Source organism: Sorangium sp. So ce295 (assembly GCF_051527405.1).
GTDB classification, from domain to species: Bacteria; Myxococcota_A; Polyangia; order Polyangiales; family Polyangiaceae; genus Sorangium; species Sorangium cellulosum_B.
Genome location: NZ_CP150324.1, coordinates 8,254,928 through 8,274,752, shown reverse-complemented (window position 1 = coordinate 8,274,752; position 19,825 = coordinate 8,254,928). Strand labels below are relative to the sequence as shown.

The 19,825-nt window shown below is 69.4% G+C and carries 15 protein-coding genes; 13 read left to right on the top strand and 2 right to left on the bottom strand.

Annotated elements, in window-relative coordinates; genetic code table 11:
- Position 1: 1 nt before the first annotated feature.
- From WMF11_RS31145 to WMF11_RS31120, 6 genes are read left to right on the top strand one after another with little or no spacing between them, the layout of a single operon-like run.
- Positions 2-961, top strand: a complete 960-nt coding sequence (locus tag WMF11_RS31145) for an NAD-dependent epimerase/dehydratase family protein (RefSeq protein ID WP_437973319.1) — start codon at positions 2-4, stop codon at positions 959-961.
- On the top strand, positions 962-2,005 hold the full coding sequence (locus WMF11_RS31140) for a TolB family protein (RefSeq protein ID WP_437902866.1): 1,044 nt from the start codon (positions 962-964) through the stop codon (positions 2,003-2,005).
- Positions 2,002-3,081, top strand: a complete 1,080-nt coding sequence (locus WMF11_RS31135) for an NAD-dependent epimerase/dehydratase family protein (protein ID WP_437973318.1) — start codon at positions 2,002-2,004, stop codon at positions 3,079-3,081. Before WMF11_RS31140 ends, WMF11_RS31135 begins: the two co-directional genes overlap by 4 nt.
- Entirely contained in the window at positions 3,078-3,797 is a 720-nt protein-coding gene (locus WMF11_RS31130) for a glycosyltransferase family 2 protein (RefSeq protein ID WP_437973317.1), read from the top strand. Before WMF11_RS31135 ends, WMF11_RS31130 begins: the two co-directional genes overlap by 4 nt.
- Entirely contained in the window at positions 3,784-5,826 is a 2,043-nt protein-coding gene (locus WMF11_RS31125) for an alginate O-acetyltransferase AlgX-related protein (RefSeq protein ID WP_437973316.1), read from the top strand. Before WMF11_RS31130 ends, WMF11_RS31125 begins: the two co-directional genes overlap by 14 nt.
- 20 nt (positions 5,827-5,846) lie before the next feature.
- Positions 5,847-6,677, top strand: a complete 831-nt coding sequence (locus WMF11_RS31120) for a transglutaminase family protein (protein ID WP_437542380.1) — start codon at positions 5,847-5,849, stop codon at positions 6,675-6,677.
- 237 nt (positions 6,678-6,914) lie between these two features.
- On the opposite strand, the gene WMF11_RS31115 is transcribed toward WMF11_RS31120, so the two are convergent.
- The gene (locus tag WMF11_RS31115; RefSeq protein WP_437973315.1) at positions 6,915-7,460 is read right to left on the bottom strand and encodes a hypothetical protein; all 546 of its coding nucleotides are present in this window, start codon (positions 7,458-7,460) and stop codon (positions 6,915-6,917) included.
- A gap of 891 nt (positions 7,461-8,351) precedes the next feature.
- Between WMF11_RS31115 and WMF11_RS31110 the strand changes: the two genes are divergently transcribed.
- Positions 8,352-10,532, top strand: coding sequence for an FG-GAP-like repeat-containing protein (locus WMF11_RS31110; protein ID WP_437973314.1), 2,181 nt, complete (start codon positions 8,352-8,354; stop codon positions 10,530-10,532).
- 328 nt (positions 10,533-10,860) lie between these two features.
- Positions 10,861-12,951, top strand: a complete 2,091-nt coding sequence (locus WMF11_RS31105; RefSeq protein ID WP_437973313.1) for an FG-GAP-like repeat-containing protein — start codon at positions 10,861-10,863, stop codon at positions 12,949-12,951.
- 239 nt (positions 12,952-13,190) lie between these two features.
- Here WMF11_RS31105 and WMF11_RS31100 read toward each other — a convergent pair whose 3' ends face one another.
- Entirely contained in the window at positions 13,191-14,408 is a 1,218-nt protein-coding gene (locus WMF11_RS31100; RefSeq protein WP_437902859.1) for an RNA polymerase sigma factor, read from the bottom strand.
- A 233-nt stretch (positions 14,409-14,641) separates the two neighbouring features.
- On the opposite strand from WMF11_RS31100, the gene WMF11_RS31095 reads away from it, so the two are divergent.
- The 5 genes from WMF11_RS31095 to WMF11_RS31075 all read left to right on the top strand — a co-directional run bounded on the left by WMF11_RS31095 (position 14,642) and on the right by WMF11_RS31075 (position 19,578).
- Positions 14,642-15,712, top strand: a complete 1,071-nt coding sequence (locus WMF11_RS31095; protein ID WP_437973312.1) for a hypothetical protein — start codon at positions 14,642-14,644, stop codon at positions 15,710-15,712.
- A 31-nt stretch (positions 15,713-15,743) separates the two neighbouring features.
- Positions 15,744-16,856 (top strand): hypothetical protein, encoded by a 1,113-nt coding sequence (locus WMF11_RS31090; RefSeq protein ID WP_437902857.1) that lies wholly within the window; start codon positions 15,744-15,746, stop codon positions 16,854-16,856.
- Positions 16,857-16,974: 118 nt separating this feature from the next.
- The gene (locus WMF11_RS31085) at positions 16,975-18,087 is read left to right on the top strand and encodes a hypothetical protein (protein WP_437973311.1); all 1,113 of its coding nucleotides are present in this window, start codon (positions 16,975-16,977) and stop codon (positions 18,085-18,087) included.
- 263 nt (positions 18,088-18,350) lie between these two features.
- Entirely contained in the window at positions 18,351-19,316 is a 966-nt protein-coding gene (locus WMF11_RS31080; RefSeq protein ID WP_437973310.1) for a hypothetical protein, read from the top strand.
- Entirely contained in the window at positions 19,306-19,578 is a 273-nt protein-coding gene (locus WMF11_RS31075; RefSeq protein WP_437973309.1) for a hypothetical protein, read from the top strand. The genes WMF11_RS31080 and WMF11_RS31075 overlap by 11 nt, the downstream gene beginning before the upstream one ends.
- Positions 19,579-19,825: the final 247 nt, after the last annotated feature.

Sequence of the window (19,825 nt, the reverse complement as noted above, 5' to 3'; positions counted from 1 at the left end):
GATGCCGACAGCCCTGGTCACTGGCGCCGCCGGCGTGATGGGCGCCCGCTTGACGGCGCGGCTGCGCAGAGCGGGCTGGCAAGTGCGAGCGCTCGTACTGCCCGGTGATCCGTCGCGGGCGCGCGTGGATGCGCTGGGCTGCGACGTGCGCGAAGGCGATATCAGCGATCCGAGCACATTGGCCGGCGTGTGTCGCGGCGTCGACCTCGTCTACCACCTGGCCGCCATCATCATTACCCACGACCCCACGATGTTTCAGCGCGTCAACCGCGACGGCACGGCGCACCTTGTTGCGGAGGCGCGAAGAGCGGGGGTGCCGCACTTCGTGTACGTCTCGTCGGCCTCCGTCGTTTACCCCCGTCGGACGCGCTATGCCGAGTCCAAGCTCGAGGCCGAGCGTCTCGTCCAGGGCTCAGGGCTCGCCTACACGATCGTGCGGCCCACGCTGGTTTACGAGCAGGGCGGCGGTCAGGAGCTCCTGATGTTCCTCGACTACCTGCGGCGGTTTCCGGTCGTGCCGTTCATCGGCGCCGGTGGCGCGCTCAAGAGGCCCGTTTGGGCCGAGGATGTCGTCGACGGCCTCGTGCGGCTGGCCGATGCGCCGATCGCGCACGGCAAGACCTACAACTTCAGCGGCGCGGAGGTGATCTCGATTCGCGAGCTCGCGGAGCTGCTGCTGCTTCATCACGATCGGCCTCGGCCGTTCTTGCACCTGCCGGTGTGGGCGTGCCGGGCGCTGGCGGCCGTGCTCCCCGCGTTCATGAGGCGGCCCCCGCTCACCTCGAGCGCGATAGCCGGCATCGTCAACGACGCCGATCTCGACCCGACCGAAGCCATGAACGACCTCGGCTACGCGCCGCTCGGCGTGCGCGCCGGGTTGCGTCGCTGTTTTCCTTCACCCGCCGTCGAGGCGGCCACGCTCGCACCCCGCGCGAGTGAAGCTCGAGAAAGGACAATTTAGATGAGCCTGCGTTTCCCACTGCAGCAAATTGGTACTCTGTGCTGCTCGGCTGTGCTCGGATGCTCGGCCTTTTCGGGCGAGCCCCCGAAGGGGGCCGACGAAGCCCCGCCCGCGGAGGACGTCGCGCTGATGCGCGAGGTCGGCGGGAAGGCCAGCGGCACCATCGTCTGGTCCAGCTCCCGCGTGGGCAATCACGACCTGTTCACGATGAAGACCGACGGCTCGGACGTCAAACAGATCACCAAGGGCGACGAGGTCGACTGGTTTCCGAGGTTCTCTCCGAGCGGCGAGCAAATCCTGTTTTGCCGCAGCAAACAAGGCTGGGTGAGCGAACGCGACGCCAACGCCAGCGACAAGTGGGACATCTACACGGTCAAGCCTGACGGCGCCGAGCCGAAGAAGGTCGTCGAGGGCGCGAGCTGGGGGAGCTGGATCTCGGAGGATGAGATCCTGTTCGTGCGCGGCACGAAGGTCTTTCGCAGCAAGCTCGGCAGCGGCGAAGAGACGCAGTTGATGGACAGCGAGGGCGTATCCGATCTGGACGGCGCCTTGCTGCAGCAGCCGGAGATTTCGAGCGACGGCAAGTACCTCGCCATCACGCTGCGCGGCTCGAAGCGCGAGACCGGCATCTGGAACATCGCCAAGAAGGCCTGGACCCAGACCGGGCTGGGCTGCCAGGTGAACTGGACGCCGGATCAAACGGCCATCTACTGGGTTCACCCGACCGGGAACGGCGATAGCCGGGTGCTGCGCATGCCGATCGATGACGGCACGCCGCCGAAGGACGTCGACCTGGACAAGCTCCAGTTCATGGACCTGCCGGGTCGCCGCTCGCACGAGTACTTCCCGCAGCTGTCGCGCGACGGAAAATGGATGGTCTGGGGCATCACCCAGCGCGGTCACGACCACGACACCGCCGACTACGAGATTTACCTGTGGGAGGTGGGCACGCCGCCCGAAAAGGCCGCGCGCCTCACCTACAACTCGGCCAATGATCGCTGGCCCGACGTCTTCATTCCGTCCGGCGGGAGCGGCTCACCGTGAGGGAAACGCGCATCGCCGTGGTCGGCGCGGGCGGCTTCATCGGCTCGCACCTGGTGCCGGCTTTGCTTGAACGCTTCGCCTGCCAGGTCGACGCCGTCGACGTGGATCTGACCAAGCTCGAGTGTTGGGACGCGCGCGTACGGCGCATCGAGGCGCGCGTCGAGGCGCCGGGGCTCGTCGAGGACGTGACCGAGCGCTGTCAGGTCGTGATCTCGCTCACGGCGCTTTGCAACCCAGCCCAGTACTCGACCATCCCGCTGGAGGTCATCGACGCCAGCTTCACGCACCTGTTGCCGCTCGTGAAGCGCTGCGCGGAGCGCGCCGTGCGCTTGATTCATTTCTCGACCGCCGAGGTCTACGGGCGCGCCGCGCTGGACGCGCAGGGGCAGCCGGCCGCGCGTATGCACGAGGATGACTCGTGCTTCTTGCTCGGCCCGGTGGGGCGCGAGCGCTGGACGTATTCGTGCGCCAAGCAGCTGCTCGAGCGGGTGATCTGGGCGCACGGCCAGCACGGCGCGCTGCCGTTCACGATCATCCGGCCCTTCAACACCATCGGCGCGCGCATGGACTTCCTGCCCGGCATCGACGGGGAGGGGACACCCCGCGTACTGGCCAGCTTCATGAGCGCGCTGCTGCGAGGGGAGCCTTTGCCGCTCGTGGGCGGCGGCGCGCAACGGCGGGCGTTCATGGACGTGAGCGACATGGTCGAAGCCGTGTGCCGCGTGCTCGAGCGGCCGAAGCAGAGTAGAGGTCAGATCTTCAACATCGGTAACCCGGACAATGACGTCAGTATCGCGGAGCTCGCTCGGCTGCTGGCCGACGCCTTCGCTGAGCGGTTACCCGAGCGCGCGCCTGCCCAGTTTCGCGCGGTGTCGGCCGCCGAGTTCTATGGCCCCGGCTACGACGACACGCAGGAGCGCGTCCCCGACGTTCAGAAGGCGCAGCGGCTGCTCGGCTGGAAGCCCCAGCGACGCCTGGCTGCCTCCTTGCCGCCGATCGTGAACGACTACGTCGAGCGCTACGGCGGTCGCGTCGCCGCGGCATCCTCGCTCTCGCAGCTCGCGAGCTCCGCATGAAGGTGACGGTCGTCATCCCTGCGTACAACGCTGCCCGGCACATCGAGTCGGTGCTGGAGCGCGTCGGCGGCCTGGCCTCGTCGGGGCTCACCCACGTGGTGGTCGTCGACGACGGCAGTCGCGACGACACGGCCCGTCGGGTCGAGCGCTACAGCTCGCCGGCCTTTCGCCTTAGCTTGCTCCGGCGGCGCAGCAACGGCGGTTACGGCGCGGCGATGAAGGACGGTCTGGCCAAGGCGCGCGCCGATGCGCCGGACCTGGTCGCCTGTATCCACGCCGACGGTCAGTATGCGCCCGAGGCCTTGCCTGGGCTGATCGGGGAGCTCTCGCGTCGCGGGCTCGATCTGCTGCAGGGCTCGCGCATCGCCGCGGGCACGGCCTTGCAGGGGGGTATGCCCCTCTACAAGTACGTCGGCAATGCGCTGCTGAACCGCATCGAGAACCGGACGCTGTCGCTTTCGATGACGGACTACCACAGCGGCTACCTCCTCTATGGGCCGCGCGCGCTGGCGCTGCCGTTTCACGGCCTGTCTGACAGCTTCGATTTCGATCTGGAAGTCATCGCCTCGGCGCGGGCACGTGGGCTTTCGGTCGGCGAGGCGCCGGTGCCCACGCACTACGGGGACGAGGTCTCGCACCTGAACCCGCTGACGTACGGGCTCCGGGTGCTTCGCGTGATGTGGAACTACCGTCGAGGTCGCTATGACGCAGCGTAAGCGCGCGCTTGGGGTCTGGGGCTCGCTCGCCGCATCGGCGCTTGGCATTGTCGCTTGTCACGCCGGGGCTGCGAAGTTTCCCTGGGGTGATGCGACAGCGGGCACGCGCGTCGAGCACGCTCACGTCCGTACGCTGAACGAAGGCTATGCGCGAACGCGCTCGCAGATCTGGGTGCGTGAGGTGGCGCGCCCGACGCGCGCCGCGCTGGACTACGCCGCCTATCACAGCAACTTCATGATCGCCGACCCGGAGCCAGAGACGCCCATGTCGGCCGCGGGCACGCCCGATACCTCGCGCGCGTTCGCGGGGCAGCTCGACCAGGGCAGCCTGACGAGCGATCTCGCGAAGACGCCGCTCTCGCCGGCCGAGCAGCAGCAAGCGCTGGCCTTCGCGCCGCTTTCGGAGTTCTTGCAAGCGCGCAAGGTAGCGGGGGCCGAAGCGCTGGCCGAGGTTGGCTCAGCCGTGCGCAGCGAGCGGTGGGGCCTGCAGTTGCCGCCCGGCACCTCCGGCCAGCTCCTGAGCGAGGTGTTCGTTCATCAGGCCGCGTCGGGCGCGGTGGAGCTGTGGGCCAAGGTGGAGTTTCAGCCTTGGTTCAAGCCCTTTGCGGGCTCCGCCGATCAGGACGGGGACGGCTTTCCCGAGATCTATGGCCGAGTGGCGCCTGGCGTCGTCACTCCCGTGCTCGTGGCTGCGATTCAGAAGGACTACGTGGCGCCGGTGCTGTCGCCGAGCGAGGTGAAGGCCTGGGCGAACCAGCTCTCGTCGTATTGGTACCCGTCCTTCAACACCGATCTCATGCCGGTGGGACCGAGCTTTCCGGACGCGCAGACCGAGCCCTACATCAAGCAAGAGCTGGGCGGGCGCGCTTTTCCGGCGCCGACCATCGTGCTGCGCGGCAAGCCGCAAGGCAAGGCCACGTACAACGTCTTTCTGGTGCGTGGCGAAGGCGCGGCGCTCGCGGCCGCCGCGCCCGCGAAGCCGGCGCTTCGGCTGAGCAAGACACGTCCGTCGCCGAACCCCGCGCCGGGGCTCGAGACGGTGCAGCGCGAGCTGGCCGAGGCGGGCGGCTCTTGGCCGACGTGGATGGCCAAGCTCAGGCCGACCCATGACGCCCTGAAGAAGCGGCTCAAGGGCATGCCGCCGAAGGTCAAGGCGCTGGCTGGGCGAGATGGCTTTCTGTTCTACCGCAACGACCTCGAATACGTCAGCGGTGGTGATCTCGAGCAGCAACGCAAGGGAAAGAACCCGCTGCCGGTGATCCTCGAGTTCAAGAAGCTGCTCGACGAGCAGGGGGTCGACTTCTTGTTCGTTCCGGTCCCGACGAAGCTCGAGGTGTATCCGGAGAAGTTGGACCCCGCTTTCACGGCGCTCTCGGGTCAGGTCATCAATCCGGCTTTCCGCAAGCTGATCGAGAGGCTCGGCAAGGAAGGCGTGGAGACCGTGGACCTGCTGCCGGCGTTCCTGCAGGCGAAGGTCACGAGCGCAGCGGAGCCGCTTCTGTTCCAGCGCCAGGACACGCACTGGACCGACCGTGGGCTGCGCTTGGCCGCGGACCTCCTGGCCGCCCGCGTGAAGAAGTACCCCTGGTACGCCGAGCTCGCCAGGCAGAAGCGCGCTTACGACTTGCGCGAAGCCAGCTTCACCCGTTTCGGCGATCTGCATTCGCGACTGCCGGAAGCCGAGCAGAAAAAATACGCGCCTGAGACGCTCGTGGCGCACCAGGTCGTCGCCGACGGCAAGCCGTACGACGACGACCCGGAGAGCCCGGTCGTGCTCTTGGGCGACAGCTTCACCGCCGTCTATCAGCTGACGGACGCCGAGCACGCTGGCGTCTCGGCGCACCTCGCGCGTGGCATCGCCTATCCGCTCGACCTGGTCATGAGCTACGGCGGCGGCCCCAACGTCCGGCAAAAGCTGCTGCGCCGCAGCGTCGAGGCGCTCGGCACGAAGAAGCTGGTCATCTGGATGATGACGGCGCGTGATCTCTACAACTACTGGGAAGACTGGGAGCCGCTGAAGAAGCCATGAAGCGCCGCGCGCTCCTGCTCTTGCTCGCGGGCAGCGGCTGCTTTCGCGCTCCGCGCCGAGAGCTCGCGTTCGGCCGCGCCCTGATCGGCCTGGCCCGTGACACCGCGTTCGTCGACGAGAGCCAGGTGACCTGGAGCCTGACGGAGCTCTCGCGCCTCGTCGACGAGGCGGAGAGCGCGCTCGCTTCGTCTCCCCGGCGCTCACCTGCTACGGTGTTGAGCGAGCTCTTGTTCGGTCGTTGGAGCTTCGTGCGCGAGGTGGCCGACACGAATCTGGCCTTCGTGTGCCTGCCCGGCGTGCTCGAGCGCCGCCGCGGGAGCTGCGTAGGCCTTGGTACCTTGTTTCTCGCGCTGGCTGACGCGCTCGGCCATTCGGCGTCCGGGGTGATGATGCCTGGGCACTTCTACGTGCGGGTGCAGGAGCAGGGCGGCGCGCGCAACGTGGAGCTGCTGCGCGCCGGTGAGGCGATGCCGGACGCGTGGTACGGCCAGCGCTTTCCGGTGCCGGGCGGCTCGGCGCGCGAATACGCGCGTCCACTCAGCCAGTCCGAGGTCCTGGGCGTCGTCGAATACAACGTCGGCAACGAACGGCGCCGGCAGCTGCGGCTGACCGAAGCGCGAGCTGCCTACATCCGCGCCACCGGCTTGTTTCCGGAGCTGTCCGAGGCCCACGCCAGCCTCGGCGCCGTCGAACAGCTGCTCGGTAATCTCGAGAGCGCGGAGGCAAGCTACCTTCGCGCTTGCAACGCCAATCCGCACTTGCCCGGCATCGAGCAGAACCTTGCGCTCTTGGCAGCGGAGCGCACGACCGCGACGACCCCGCGGGCGTGCCCGCTGCCGCCGAGCTACTGATAGGCAGGGGAATCTCGCTAGTACCGCGTCGCCTAGGTTCCTCCCTGGTTCCGTGCGTCTGAAGCTGCGGATCGGCACAGAGGGGGCTGGGCAGCGGACAGGAGGCGCGCGGGCGCGCTCGCGAGGTTGCGGCGCACGGCAAACCGCAGAGAACAAGGTCCTGTCAACCCAAGGCAGGTTCCTCCGTGGGGGCGTGACGTCTCCGACCGGTTCGGGGTTCCTTCTTCCCGCGTGCGATCATTGGGTGAGCACGATGCTGTCGACCAGGCCTGTGGTGTTGCTGATGGGCGTGCCGAGCAGGCATCCAACGACGCTGCCGACATAGCTGACCCCGGAGGTGACCTTGGTGGCAGAGTCTCCGGCGTAGCGCCCGGCGGTGACCGTTCCGGAGAAGAGGGCGGTCTGGCCGACGACGGTGGGGGCTGACCAGGTGATGGTGCTGGTGCCGCCGGTGGCGTCGTTCCAGGTGACCGTCTCGGTCTCCGGCGGACCCGCGGTGACGGGCACGCAGCTGAGGGATACATTGATGGCGGCGGCGCCGGTGGCGCTGGGGCCGATCACGCAGGTGTCGTAGTCGAAGGCTTCGGTCACCGTGACGTTCTGCGGGGTGGCGGTGACGGCCGGGCTGAAGGCTCGGCTGAAGGATCCCACGCATTGAACGTCGATGATCGCTGCGCGCGCGGGCGCAGCGAGGGTGAAGCACACCGGGACTGCGGCGGCCATGAGGGTGGCAACGGTGAGCTGGGCGATTCGAAGCGCGTTGATCTTCGTGTTGCGGAGCATCGGTCATCCTTCCTGTGAGAATCGGGGAGAGCGGCGCGCCAAACGTGCAAGCTCATGGCGCCCTGCGAGCGCAGGCCGGCACACTACGCGTTGTCGCCGCCGCGAGCAAGGCGCCGAGGCCATAGCTCACTGACGCGTTGTACGATCCCCGGTCACGAGCCGCCGCGGAAGGCGAGCCGATGTGGTATCTGCTCACGGAGGTCGCTCCCGTCCCTCGCAGGCCGGCTGGACCAACGCTGTGGCGCCGTTCGGAGCGGAATCGCGTTCGGTCACCCGGGTCGGTTCAGCGTTCAGCGATATGTTGAGAGTCGTGTCGCCTATGCACCGACGTCACCGTCGGTGCAACCTACAAATGATGGTGCCTCTCCACGAGTGTGAATCACAGGTGTGAATCACAGGTGTGAATCACAGGTGTGAATCACATGGGCTGACGCGTTTTTTTATTTACGTGACTCGCCCAGTCCGTAGTATACGGCGGGCACTCTGCCGTCGTTCTCGACAGAGTGGTCGCCGTCGGTCACGACAGTGAGGGGCGCGGTCCGCGGCTGAGGCATTCAGGCAGCAGCAGTAGCAGCAGCGGAGCTTGACTGGGCTCGGGGCTGTTCGTGTCCGGTATCGAGGTGTGTGCGAACCCGTGCAAACGGGCCCGATGTGGCGGTGTTCCCGGCTTTTGGCGCGATTTCAGCGCGGGAGCCGGTGGCTCATGCAGCGGCGCGCGCGAATCGCGAAAGATGCGCAGGGGCATGCCTCGACATCACCTCCGCAAGGCGGCGTACTCACGCTGGCATCGATCTTGAACTGTTGAAGTGCATGACCTGAGGTTTCTTCAGCCAGCGCCGGCTCGGCATCGCGCGGCACCACTCCCGCTTGAACCAAAACAGAGGACAAACCATGCGCTCTCTCAAGAGCTCTCTTCTCGGCTACCTGGCGATCCCGGCTTTCTCCACCCTGCTGCTCGCGAGCTGCACCAGCGCGGGCCCCTCCGCGGACGACGGCGCTGACGACGAGGCCGCCGGCGAAGCCCATGGCGCTCTCACCCCCGACCAGTGCAACTACTTCGACGTCAACGGCACGGTCCAGCTCTGTCACAGGACCGGCTCCGCGAAGAATCCGTACACGATCATTCGCGTCAGCGAGCAGGCGTGCGTCAACGCGCACAGCGCCCACGCCGGCGACTATGTCACCAGCCTCGACCCGAGCTCGCCGACCTACGACCCGACCTGCGGCGGCCAGGGCTGCCTGGCTGTGAACGCGCCGTGCGACCCCACGGTGCCGTGCTGCGACGGCCTCACCTGCCAGAGCGGCATCTGCACCGATATCAACGAGTGTGCCCTCGGCACCGACAACTGCGACGCGAACGCTGCGTGTACCAACACGGCGGGCTCGTTCACCTGCGCCTGCAACGCCGGCTACTCCGGCGACGGCGTGACGTGCACGGACGTCGACGAGTGCGCTCTGGCTACCGACAACTGCGATGCGAACGCAGCGTGCACCAACACGTCGAGCTCGTTCACCTGCGCCTGCAACGCGGGGTACTCCGGCGACGGCGTCACCTGCACGGACGTCGACGAGTGCGCCGCCGCCACGGCCAACTGCGACGTGAACGCGACGTGCACCAACGCGGCGGGCTCCTCTACCTGCGCCTGCAACCTGGGGTATTCCGGCGACGGCGCCACGTGCACGGAGATCGACGAGTGCGCGCCCAACCCGTGCCAGAACGACGGGACCTGCACCGACGGTCTCAGCAGCTACTCCTGTGAGTGCTTGCCCACCTACGAGGGGACCAGCTGCGAGGCTTGCGAAGGCAGCCTCGCGGACTGCAACGGGCTCACGTCCGACGGCTGCGAGGTGAACCTCCAGAGCGACGCCTCCCACTGCAGCGCCTGCAACAGCGCGTGCGCGGCCGGTGAAATCTGCTCGAACGGTGGCTGCCAGACCCCGCCCTCCGGCCAGGTCCCCGGCACGCCGATCAGCGTCTCCGTGCCCCACAACCCGCTGGCTCCGGCGGTCGCGGATGTGAATGGCGACGGCAAGCTCGACGTCCTGGTGGCCAACGCCGAATCCGGGTCGTTGCTGTTCCCCTCCGGGTCGCTCTCCGTTTTCCATGGCAATGGCGACGCAACCGTCCAGTCGGAGCTCTACACCACGGGCGCCCCGCTCTCCAGCAACGCCGTCGTGGCGGTGGACGTGGACGGCGACGGGTGGCTCGACGCCGTCACCGTCGACGGCCAGACCAACCTGCCCCTCATCAGCGGAAGCATCAGCGTCTACCGAAACCTGGGCCCGAGCGCGCCCGGGACCTTCGGCGCGCCGACGAGCTTCACCACCGGCACCCCGGGCTCCGTCCACCTCTGTGCCGGGGACTTCGACAACGACGGGGTGGCCGACATCGCCACCACCAGCGTGACCCTGAACCAGGTGAGCGTGATCATGGGCACCGGCACGGGCAGCTTCGGCGCGCCCACGCTCACCACCATCGCGGCCACCGGCGGCGTGCAGTCGACCATCGCGTGCCGCGATCTGAACGGCGACGGCTTCTCCGATCTCGTGGTGACGAGCCCCGGCTCCGCGCGCCTGTCGATCCTCCTCAACCAGGGCAATGGCTCGTTCGCCGCGCCGGCCGCCTACACCAACTCCGCCAACGGCCAGACGGCGGGCATCGCCTTCGGCGACGCCGACGGCGACGGCACGCTCGACATTCTCTCGAACGGCGCGGCCGGCCGGTTCCTCTTCTTCTTCAGAGGGAACGGCGACGGCACGTTCGCGAGCGGCGTTCAGTCCACCGCGTCGTCCAGCGCGATCGCCAACTCGGCGCTGGGGGTCGTGGCCAGTGATTTCAACGGCGATGGGAAGCTCGACGCCTACATCCTGGTCACCACCTCATCGGGCGGCGTCCGCCCGATGACCGGCAACGGCAACGGGACGTTCTCCGCGGGCCCGGTCGTCCCGACCGGCACCTCGCCCGGCCCCAACGCCATCGCCGCCGCGGATCTGGATGCCGATGGGTACGACGATCTCGTCCTGACCAACAGGGGATCCGGCACCCTCACCGTGATCCCCAACGGACTCTGACCCGCCTTTTCGCCCTTTTTTGTTTACGTGGCTCGCCTGGTTGGAGCATCCTACGCGAGCTGAAAACTCTCCATCGACGGCGGATCGTGCGCAGTCGTTTCGCACGATGAGGGGCGCGCTCTGCAGCTGAGGCATTCAGGCAGCAGCAGTAGCAGCGGAGCGCGCCTAAACCCGGGGGGCTGCTCGTGCTTGAACCCGTGATGTGCGCGGTACCGGGCAAACGGGCCCGATCAGGTGGTGTACGCTGATTTTCGCGCGAGCTCAGCGCGGGATCCGGTGGCTCGCGCGGCACTCCCCCGGGGCTTCAACAAAAAACAGAGGACAAACCATGAGCTATCGCAAGAGCTCTCTTTTCAGCTGTCTGGCGATCCCGGCATTCTCCTGCCTGCTGTTCGCGAGCTGCACCAGCGCCGGCCCCTCCGTGGCCGACGGCGATGACAACGGGGACGCGGGCGGCCAGGGCTGCCTGGCCGTGAACGCGCCGTGCGACGCCACGGTGCCGTGCTGCGACGGCCTCACCTGCCAGAGCGGCATATGCACCGATGTGAACGAGTGCGCCCTGGGCACCGACAACTGCGACGCGAACGCTGCCTGCACCAACACGGCGGACTCCTTCACCTGCGCTTGTAACGCAGGGTACTCCGGCGACGGCGTGACGTGCACCGATGTGAACGACTGTGCCCTGGGCACGGACAACTGCGACCCGAACGCAGCGTGCACCAATACGGCGGGCTCGTTCACCTGCGCCTGCAACGCGGGCTACTCCGGCGACGGCGTGACGTGCACGGACAACGACGAGTGCGCCCTGGCTACCGACAATTGCGATGCGAACGCAGCGTGCACCAACACGGCGGGCTCGTTCACCTGCGCCTGTAACGCGGGGTACTCCGGCGACGGCGTCACCTGCACGGACGTCGATGAGTGCGCCGCCACGGCCAACTGCGACGTGAACGCGACGTGCACCAACACGGCGGGCTCCTATACCTGCGCCTGCAACCTGGGGTATTCCGGCGACGGCGCCACGTGCACGGAGATCGACGAGTGCGCGCCCAACCCGTGCCAGAACGACGGGACCTGCACCGACGGTCTCAGCAGCTACTCCTGTGAGTGCTTGCCCACCTACGAGGGGACCAGCTGCGAGGCTTGCGAAGGCAGCCTCGCGGACTGCAACGGGCTCACGTCCGACGGCTGCGAGGTGAACCTCCAGAGCGACGCCTCCCACTGCAACACCTGCGACAGCGCGTGTGCGGCCGGTGAAATCTGCTCGAACGGTGGCTGCCAGGACCCGCCCTCCGGCCAGGTCCCCGGCACGCCGACCAGCGTTTCCGCGCCCCACAACCCGCTGGCTCCCGCGGTCGCCGATGTGAACAAGGACGGTGAGCTCGACATCCTGGTGGCCAACGCCGAATCCGGGTCGTCGACGACCCCCTCCGGGTCGCTCTCCGTGTTTCACGGCAACGGCGACGCGACCGTCCAGCCGGAGCTCTACACCACGGGCGCCCCGCTCTCCAGCAATGCGGTCGTGGCGGTGGACGTGAACGGCGACGGGTGGCTCGACGCCGTCACCGTCGACGGCCAGACCAACCTGCCCACCAGCAACGGGAGCATCAGCGTCTACCGAAACCTGGGCCCGAGCGCGCCCGGGACCTTTGGCGCGCCGACGAGCTTCACCACCGGCACCCCGGGCTCCGTCCACCTCTGCGCCGCGGACTTCGATCTCGACGGGGTGGCCGACATCGCTACCACCAGCGTGACCCTGAATCAGGTGAGCGTGATCATGGGCACCGGCGGCGGCAGCTTCGGCGCACCCACGCTCATCTCCATCGCGGCCACCGGCGGCGTGCAGTCGACCATCGCGTGCCGCGATCTGAACGGCGACGGCTCCTCCGATCTCGTGGTGACGAGCCCCGGCTCTGCGCGCCTGTCGATCCTCCTCAACCAGGGCAATGGCTCGTTCGCCGCGCCGGCCGCCTACACCAACTCCGCCAACGGCCAGACGGCGGGCATCGCCTTCGGCGACGCCGACGGAGACGGCAAGCTCGACATCCTTTCAAACGGCGCGGCCGGCCGGTACCTCTTCTTCTTCAGAGGGAACGGCGACGGCACTTTCGCGAGCGGCGTTCAGTCCACCGCGTCGTCCAGCGCGATCGCCAACTCGGCGCTGGGGGTCGTGGCGAGTGATTTCAACGGCGACGGCAAGCTCGACGCCTACATCCTGGTCACCACGTCCTCGGGCGGCGTCCGCCCGATGACCGGCAACGGCAACGGGACCTTCGTCGCGGGCCCCGTCGTCTCGACCGGCACCTCGCCCGGCCTCAACGCCATCGCCGTCGCGGACCTGGATGCCGATGGGTACGACGATCTCGTCCTGACCAACGGGGGATCCGGCACCCTCACCGTGATCCCCAACGGACTCTGATCCGCCTTTTCGCCCTCACGCTGCGGTTCGTCCTGTAAGTCACCTGACGAGACCGGCCGGACTGGCACGTCACGAAGCAATCCCGGAAGCTCGACGGAGCGACTCACGGTCTCCCCCGCCAGCCGGCACGTTGTAGGATGTCTGTGAGGCGGGGGGAGAAGGGGAGGGGATCGCTTCCTGGACACCCGCCGCGCGGAGGCCGTCAGGGGCTCGCCTTCGCGCGCCGGCCTGCTTCGGCGTCACTCGTAGCGCGCAGCGGCCGATAGGCGCCGCAGGAGCTCCTCGCGCTCGCCCCTGTAGATACCCCGGGGGAACTCGCGCCGGTGTCGCTCGAGCAGGAGCCGCGCAGCGTCGTCTCGGCCGGCGGCCAGCATGGATATGGCCCGCCGCATCAGCCGGTGTTCGGACGTCGACAGCGCGCCGCCGCTCTTAGGAGCTCCGGGCATCGAGCGCTGGTTTGTCGGGTCGCGGAGAGCGGGTTCGAGAGCGCCGCCTGCGGGGCCGACCGCCGGCTTCTCCGACGGCAGCTCCGACGCGGAGGGGAGCGTCTGGCCTCCGTGAACCACCCACGTTGCCAGCGGAGCGCGCAGCGCCAGCGCGTGGGCCGGCCGAAGCGGGAGGTCGTCGCGCCCGCCCGGAGCGAGCAGCACGAGCGCGCCCGCCACGGCGCCGGCTGCGGCGCTGGCGGCCGATCGTCCGGCGGCCCGTGTCGCCGCCCGCGATGTGCGCCTCGAGCTCGCCGTCGGGCTGGCCTCGCGGTGGGATGGCGCGCGCCGGAGAGCGCAGCGAGCCCAATCGAGCAGCCGCCGCAGCCGGCCTCCGTGGAGCGGCCCCGCGGCGGCGCGCGCATGGACCGCGCCGAGGGCGAGGGCCAGCGGCGCGAGCAGGGCGCCGCGGCCGCGGCTCCGTGCGCGCCTGCGCTGCTCTGCCGCCTTCAGGGCGAGCCGCGCGAGACGGAGATGGTTCCACACGGTGTTGCGCGGCATCGCGTACTCCGCGGCGATCTGCTGGATCGTCTCCTCTTCGAGATCGTGCGCGACCAGGATGGCCCGTCGCGTCAGTGGCACTTCCTGGAGCAGCTCCGCGAGGACCTCGCTTCGCTGCGCTGCGATGAGCCGTGTCTCGGAGTCCGGCGCATCGCTGGAGAGCCCGTCCAGCGCCTCCTCGGGCCACAACTCTTCATGCCGGCGGCAGGCGCGGTTGCGTTCGTTGGAGATCAGATTGAACGCGATGCGCAGCAGCCAGGTGCGCATGCTGGCGAGGCGGGGATCGAATCGGGGCAGCGACCGCGCGGCCCCGTGGAAGATCTCCTGGACCAGGTCTTCCTGGTCCGCGCCCCGGAAGCCGTGCCTCTCCACGTAGCGGCGGATGGTGTCCTGGTGCTCCGCCATGATCGCCTCCAGGGTGAGCGGCGGTTTCTCGTTGGCAGGCCCGGTCTTGCAAGGAGATTTCCCCATACAATCCAGTTACGCGGCGAGCCCGTTCGACGTTTGAAAATCGTCACCTCCAGGCCGTGTCGCTTCAGGCTGCGCTGCGCTCTCGCCTGCGCGCACACGGCGCTCCCGCCAAGGGGGACGGAAGCATTGCGGGAAGTTCGTGTCGATTCCACGGATGGCGGCGCTTTTTCTGCCTCTTCTGGAGATTGGGGTGGCTTGAACCACGTGAGCGCGTCGTGTAGCGTGCGAGCGAAATGTGCAGCGGCGCCCGATTGCTGCTCGCGGTCGCCGTGGCGTCGGTCCTCTGGAGCCGTGCGGCGCGCGCTGACGACGAGGATCCTTATGCTGAAGACCGCGCGTCGGCGGCGCGCTCCGAGGCCGAGGAGGCGTTTGCGCGGGGCGAGAGCGCGCGGCGCGCGGGGCGGTGGGACGAAGCGGCGGTGTCGTACCGACTGGCGTGGGAGGCGGATCCGCGACCGGAGTTCGCGGGGGAGCTCGGCCTCTCCGAGCTCGCGCTCGGGCGGTTCCGGGACGCGGCGGAGCACCTGCGGGCGTCGCTGCTCGATCCGGAGTCGCTCGCGCCGGCGGCGCGGCGGCGCTTCTCCGAGGGGCTGCGCCGGGCGGAGCGCGAGGTGGCGCCCGCGACCATCGCGGTGAGCCGGCCCGAGGCCGAGGTGTTCATCGACGGCCGGCGGATCGGCCGGGGGCAGGCGAACTACTTCGTTTACGTGGAGCCCGGGCGGCACGAGGCGCGCGGCAGGCTCGAGGGCTACGCCGACGGCGTCTATCCGTTCGAGGCGCGTCGCGGTCTGGAGGCGATGATCGGCCTCCACCTCGAGCCGAAGCCGCCGCCGGCCCTCGCGCCGCGCGCGCCCGTGCCAGCCGCTGCCGCGCCTTCTCCGCCGCAGAGCCCCTCTCCGCGAGACCCTGCGCCGGACAGGGGGCCCGCGGCGGGCACGGTCCTTCGCGTCAGCGGTCTCGCGGTCGCGTCGGCCGGGGTCGCGCTCGGGACGGGCTTCGCGCTCGCGGCCGCGGCGCGCGGCGACAAGGCGGAGGCGCAGGCGAACGCGATCCACCGGCGCGGCGGGCTGGCAGCGTGCGTGTACCCCGAGCACGCGGACGCGTGCGCGGCGCTGGCCGACAGGAAGCGCGCGCGCGATACGCTTGAGACCGCCGCCTGGGCGAGCTTCATGGGCGCGGGCGTCGTTGGTGCGGTCGCGATCTCGTCGTTCTGGTGGGCACCTGCCCCGCGCGCGAGTGCCGTGCACCCGGTGCCGTTCGCGACGGTGGAGGGCGGGGGAGTGCTCCTCGCCGGTGTCTGGTAGGCGGCGGAGGCGACCGGGAGGAGCGGTGACGATGGGGAGCGGGCTGCGGTGGCTGGCGGGGGGAGCGCTGCTCGGTGCGGGCGGCCTGGCGGCGGCCGGCGGGTGCAGCGGCGGCGGGGACTACGACTGCGCGGAGGACCTCGTCTGCGAGATCCTCAACGACGATGGCACGAGCAACGGGCGCTGCTGGGGCCGGTGCGTGCCCCCGCCGCCCGGTAACTTCCATGCGCCGGAGCTCGTGTGGACGGGGCCCGACCTGTTCGCGCCATCGTGCGACGATCTCGTCTGGGCCGTCCCCGGGACGGTGGGCGAGGTGGTGCGGCTGGGCTACGAGCCCGCGAGCTTCCGGGGGAGGACGGTGTCAGAAGAGGACGCGACGTGCCCGACGTGCGCGTGCACGCCCCCGTCCTGCGCGCTGCCGTCCGAGGTGACGGCGAACTCGCTGCCCCTGTGCGGGGAGGGGCCCGAGGAGACGCGGACACCGTTCGGGCCCCCGCCGGACTGGGACGGCGCGTGCGTGTCGCCGGGCCGGGTGGCGCCGGAGCAGCTCGCTTCGCTCGCGATCGGTCCGATCCGCCAGCTGCCGTGCACGCCCGTGGTCGAGGAGGAGCCGGTACCGCGCGATGCGTTCACGTTCGAGGTCGCGGTCGCATGCGAGAGCCGCCTGGTGCCGGGCCTGTGCGCGCTGGGACGCCAGCTCTGCATGCTCTACCAGCAGCAGGACCACCTGCCCGAAGGGTGGCGGCACTGTGTCCGCGCGGAGGGGGAAGATGTCCCGTGCGAGGCGCCTGCGGAGCCGGGGAACCCCTGGCCGACCTACTCGGAGAAGGTGGGGGTGTTTTACACGGCGGTGAACGACACGCGCGAATGCGAGCCATGCTCCTGCAAGCCGCCCGAGAGGAGCCAGTGCGCGGCGTTCGTGTCGGCCTACCAGGATAACGCGTGCAGCGATCCGTTCCTCGTCATCAGCGTCCCTGAGGCAGGGAGCTGCGTGGACCCTGCGCCGGGGTTCACGCTCGGCAGCCTGAGCGCGACGTGGATCGTCAACGAGCCCGGCCCGTGCACGCCGGAGGGGGGCACGCCGGTGGGCGAGAAAAAAGGCGACGGCGCGGAGACGATCTGCTGCCTGCCCCGGGAAAGGTGATGGTTCCGGCGGAGCGTGGGCGCCGGGGCGACGGGTGCGTCGCGCCGGGCGCCGCCTGGATGGCGAAGGACGTGCGCGGGCTCGTAGCGGGCGGCCCGAGGGAGGCGGTGAGGTGGAGATGAGAGCGCAAAGAACGTGGTGGATGCTGCGCTTGCTGAGCGCGCTCGCGCTGGCCGGCCTGGCCGGCGCCCAGGGCGCGGCGGGCTGCGTCGTCCAGGAGGACCTATGCGGCCACCCGTGGGACCCCTGCCCGGTCGTCAACCCCGACGGAACGAGCAACGGCGTCTGCTGGGGCAAATGCGTTCCGCACGTGCCGTCGGACTTCGCCCATCCGATGCTCCTCTGGATGGGGCCCGAGGAGTCCGAGCCGTCGTGTGAAGACCTCGTGGCCGACAACCCTTTCACGGGCGAGCCCGAGCCCATCGCCCCGTCCACGTTCGTGACACTCCGCTCGATCCAGCCCGGCGAGACGGTCTGCGGCGAGTGCAGCTGCGGCGAGGGCGACTGCTCGTTGCCGCAGATGGTCGCGGCGAACTCCCTCTCGTCCTGCGAGCAGATCCCGGAGGCGACGAACACGCCGTTCAATCCGCCTCCCAGCTGGGGCGGGGGCTGCATCTCACCAGGCACCGTGCCGTCTTCGCAAGTCGGATCGATCTGGATCGGGCCTGTGATCGAGTCGTACTGCAAGCCCAGGGTCCGCGAGGTGCCCCCGATCCCGGAGGGGCCTTCCCAGGTCGTGGTCGTGTGTGCCGGTGGCGTGGCCCCTGCCTTCTGCCCGGGGCCCGGTGATCCATGCATGCTGAACCAGCAAGAGGCCCATCTGCCCCCGGGCTGGCGCTACTGCGTCGTCGCGCAAGACCAAGGTGTCCTGGACTGCCACCCGCCTGCCTCCCCGGGCAAGCCTCCGCTGTTCTCGGAGAGGTTCCTCTTCTATCAACGCGATCTGTCCGATTCTAAGAACTGTGAGCCGTGCGGCTGCGCGTCCGATGGCCTGAACCGGTGCGAGGCGCGGGTGAGCGCCTACGCGGACGGCGCGTGCAGCGACAGCGCGCTCATCGGGACCGCGGAGGTGGCCCGCGGCGCGGAGGACACCTGCCTGCACGTCGAGCCCGGGCCGGCGCTCGGCAGCCTGAGCGCGGAATGGGTGGCAAGGGAGGACCCGCAGTGCACCCCGTTCGGCGGGCAACCGCGCCCGCGTACCGTTTGCTGCCTGCCAGAGCCCGAAGAATGACGATGCGGTGTGTGTCCACATCAAGGGAGCGGCACGCCCCCGGAGAGGGGGGTCGTGGGGACAGACCGTGTTTGAGCCCAACAGGAGCAGCGGGTAGTGTCCTCATTTGCTCTGTAAGCATGGGAAATCACTGTGGCGAAATGGCCAATTTAGGACTCCGCCCGCGCGAGCGCCGTGCGCGCGGTGCGGCTCGCGACGGCCGAGGGCGGGGGCGTGCTCCTCGCCGACGTCTGGTAGGACGGAGAGGGCAACGGGAACGAGCGATGGTGATGCGGTCTATGCGGAGCTGGGTGGCGGGGGGGCTGCTCCTCGCTGCGGGTGGCCTGGCGGCGGCGGGAGGGTGCGGCGGCGCCCGCGACTGCGCGGAGGAAGTGACCTGCGAGGTCGTGAACGCCAACGGCACGAGCAACGGCGCCTGCTGGGGGCAGTGCGTGCCCGAGCCGCCGCGTGGTTTCGATGAGCCGATGCTCGTATGGACGGGCCTCGAGACGCTTGCGCCATCGTGCGACGAGCTCGTCTGGGCCATCCCCGTGACGAACGAGCTGATACGGATTGCCGACGGGCCGCCTGCGTTCGTGGGACGGACCCCGGGGGAGGCACCTTCTTGTCCCGTGTGCGCGTGCACCGCGCCGTCCTGTGAGCTGCCTTTGGACGTCACGACGAGCTCGCTGCACGTGTGCGAGGGAGAAAACGCGGGGACACGGACGCCCTTTGCGCCGCCTCCGGGCTGGGATGGCTCGTGCGTGTCGCCGGGCTGGGTGCCGTCCGAGGGGCTCGGCTCGCTCTACATCGGGTCCATCACCGAGCAGCCGTGCGCGCCGGTGGTCGAGGAATCCCCCGCGCCTCCGGATGCGCTCGCTGCCGAGGTGGCGATCGCCTGCTCCGGCGAGGTGTCGTCGACGCTGTGCGCGCAGGACGGGCAGCGCTGCATGATCGACCAGCAGCAGTCCCGCCTGCCCGAGGGGTGGCGGCATTGCATTCTCGCGGACGGGGCCGACCGCGAGTGCCAGGCGCCCGTCGCGGCGGGGGACCCTTGGCCGAGCTTCTCCGAGAAGCTGGGGGTCTTCTACACTGAGGTGGACCATACGCGCGACTGCGCGCCGTGCACCTGCAAGCCGCCCGAGGGGGGGCCGGTGCGAGGCGTCCGTGTGGGCTTGGGAGGACCGCGCGTGCACCGATCCGCTCGTCGGCATCGATTCCCTGCGGGCGGGGGTCCGCGTGACTCCTGAGCCGGATTCCACGCTCGGGAGCCTGAGCCTGGCGACCGTATCGGCCTACGAGGACAGCGCCTGCGGCGCGTCCAGGCGGATCGGCGGCATGGCGGTTAACCTCGGCCAAGAAGGCGCCTGCCTCCCTGCCGCTGCCGAACCCGCGCTCGGCAGCATCGGTGCCGAATGGGACGTGAGCGAGCCGGGGGACTGTACGCCGGTCGGGGGCGCGAGCGCGGAAGAGACGATGACCATCTGCTGCCTGCCGGAGCCCGCCGGGTGACGGCGCGACCATCCCGCCGGCCCATCGCCTCCGACACCTTCCCCGGCCGGCGCGCGGAGGCGAGCCCCTGACGGCCTCCGCGCTTCCGGGATCGCTACATGCTGCGGTCGAGCTGGATGCTCCCGTCGTTGAGCTGGCTGAAGCCTGGCGCTGCTCAGGTACGGATGTCGTGCCGAGTAGAACGGCGAACGTGCCTCGACGCACGGTCGCCGCACCGAGCGCCGCGCAGGCTCGTACAGCGCTGCGC

What these genes read in the sequence shown, in the direction of transcription:
- WMF11_RS31130 (WP_437973317.1), top strand. Translation starts at nt 3,078, where the DNA reads ATGAAGGTGACGGTCGTCATCCCTGCGTACAACGCTGCCCGGCACATC.
- WMF11_RS31090 (WP_437902857.1), top strand. Translation starts at nt 15,744, where the DNA reads ATGGGGAGCGGGCTGCGGTGGCTGGCGGGGGGAGCGCTGCTCGGTGCG.
- WMF11_RS31140 (WP_437902866.1), top strand. Translation starts at nt 962, where the DNA reads ATGAGCCTGCGTTTCCCACTGCAGCAAATTGGTACTCTGTGCTGCTCG.
- WMF11_RS31105 (WP_437973313.1), top strand. Translation starts at nt 10,861, where the DNA reads ATGAGCTATCGCAAGAGCTCTCTTTTCAGCTGTCTGGCGATCCCGGCA.
- WMF11_RS31145 (WP_437973319.1), top strand. Translation starts at nt 2, where the DNA reads ATGCCGACAGCCCTGGTCACTGGCGCCGCCGGCGTGATGGGCGCCCGC.
- WMF11_RS31125 (WP_437973316.1), top strand. Translation starts at nt 3,784, where the DNA reads ATGACGCAGCGTAAGCGCGCGCTTGGGGTCTGGGGCTCGCTCGCCGCA.
- WMF11_RS31080 (WP_437973310.1), top strand. Translation starts at nt 18,351, where the DNA reads ATGGTGATGCGGTCTATGCGGAGCTGGGTGGCGGGGGGGCTGCTCCTC.
- WMF11_RS31095 (WP_437973312.1), top strand. Translation starts at nt 14,642, where the DNA reads ATGTGCAGCGGCGCCCGATTGCTGCTCGCGGTCGCCGTGGCGTCGGTC.
- WMF11_RS31110 (WP_437973314.1), top strand. Translation starts at nt 8,352, where the DNA reads ATGCGCTCTCTCAAGAGCTCTCTTCTCGGCTACCTGGCGATCCCGGCT.
- WMF11_RS31085 (WP_437973311.1), top strand. Translation starts at nt 16,975, where the DNA reads ATGAGAGCGCAAAGAACGTGGTGGATGCTGCGCTTGCTGAGCGCGCTC.
- WMF11_RS31100 (WP_437902859.1), bottom strand. Translation starts at nt 14,408, where the DNA reads ATGGGGAAATCTCCTTGCAAGACCGGGCCTGCCAACGAGAAACCGCCG.
- WMF11_RS31115 (WP_437973315.1), bottom strand. Translation starts at nt 7,460, where the DNA reads ATGCTCCGCAACACGAAGATCAACGCGCTTCGAATCGCCCAGCTCACC.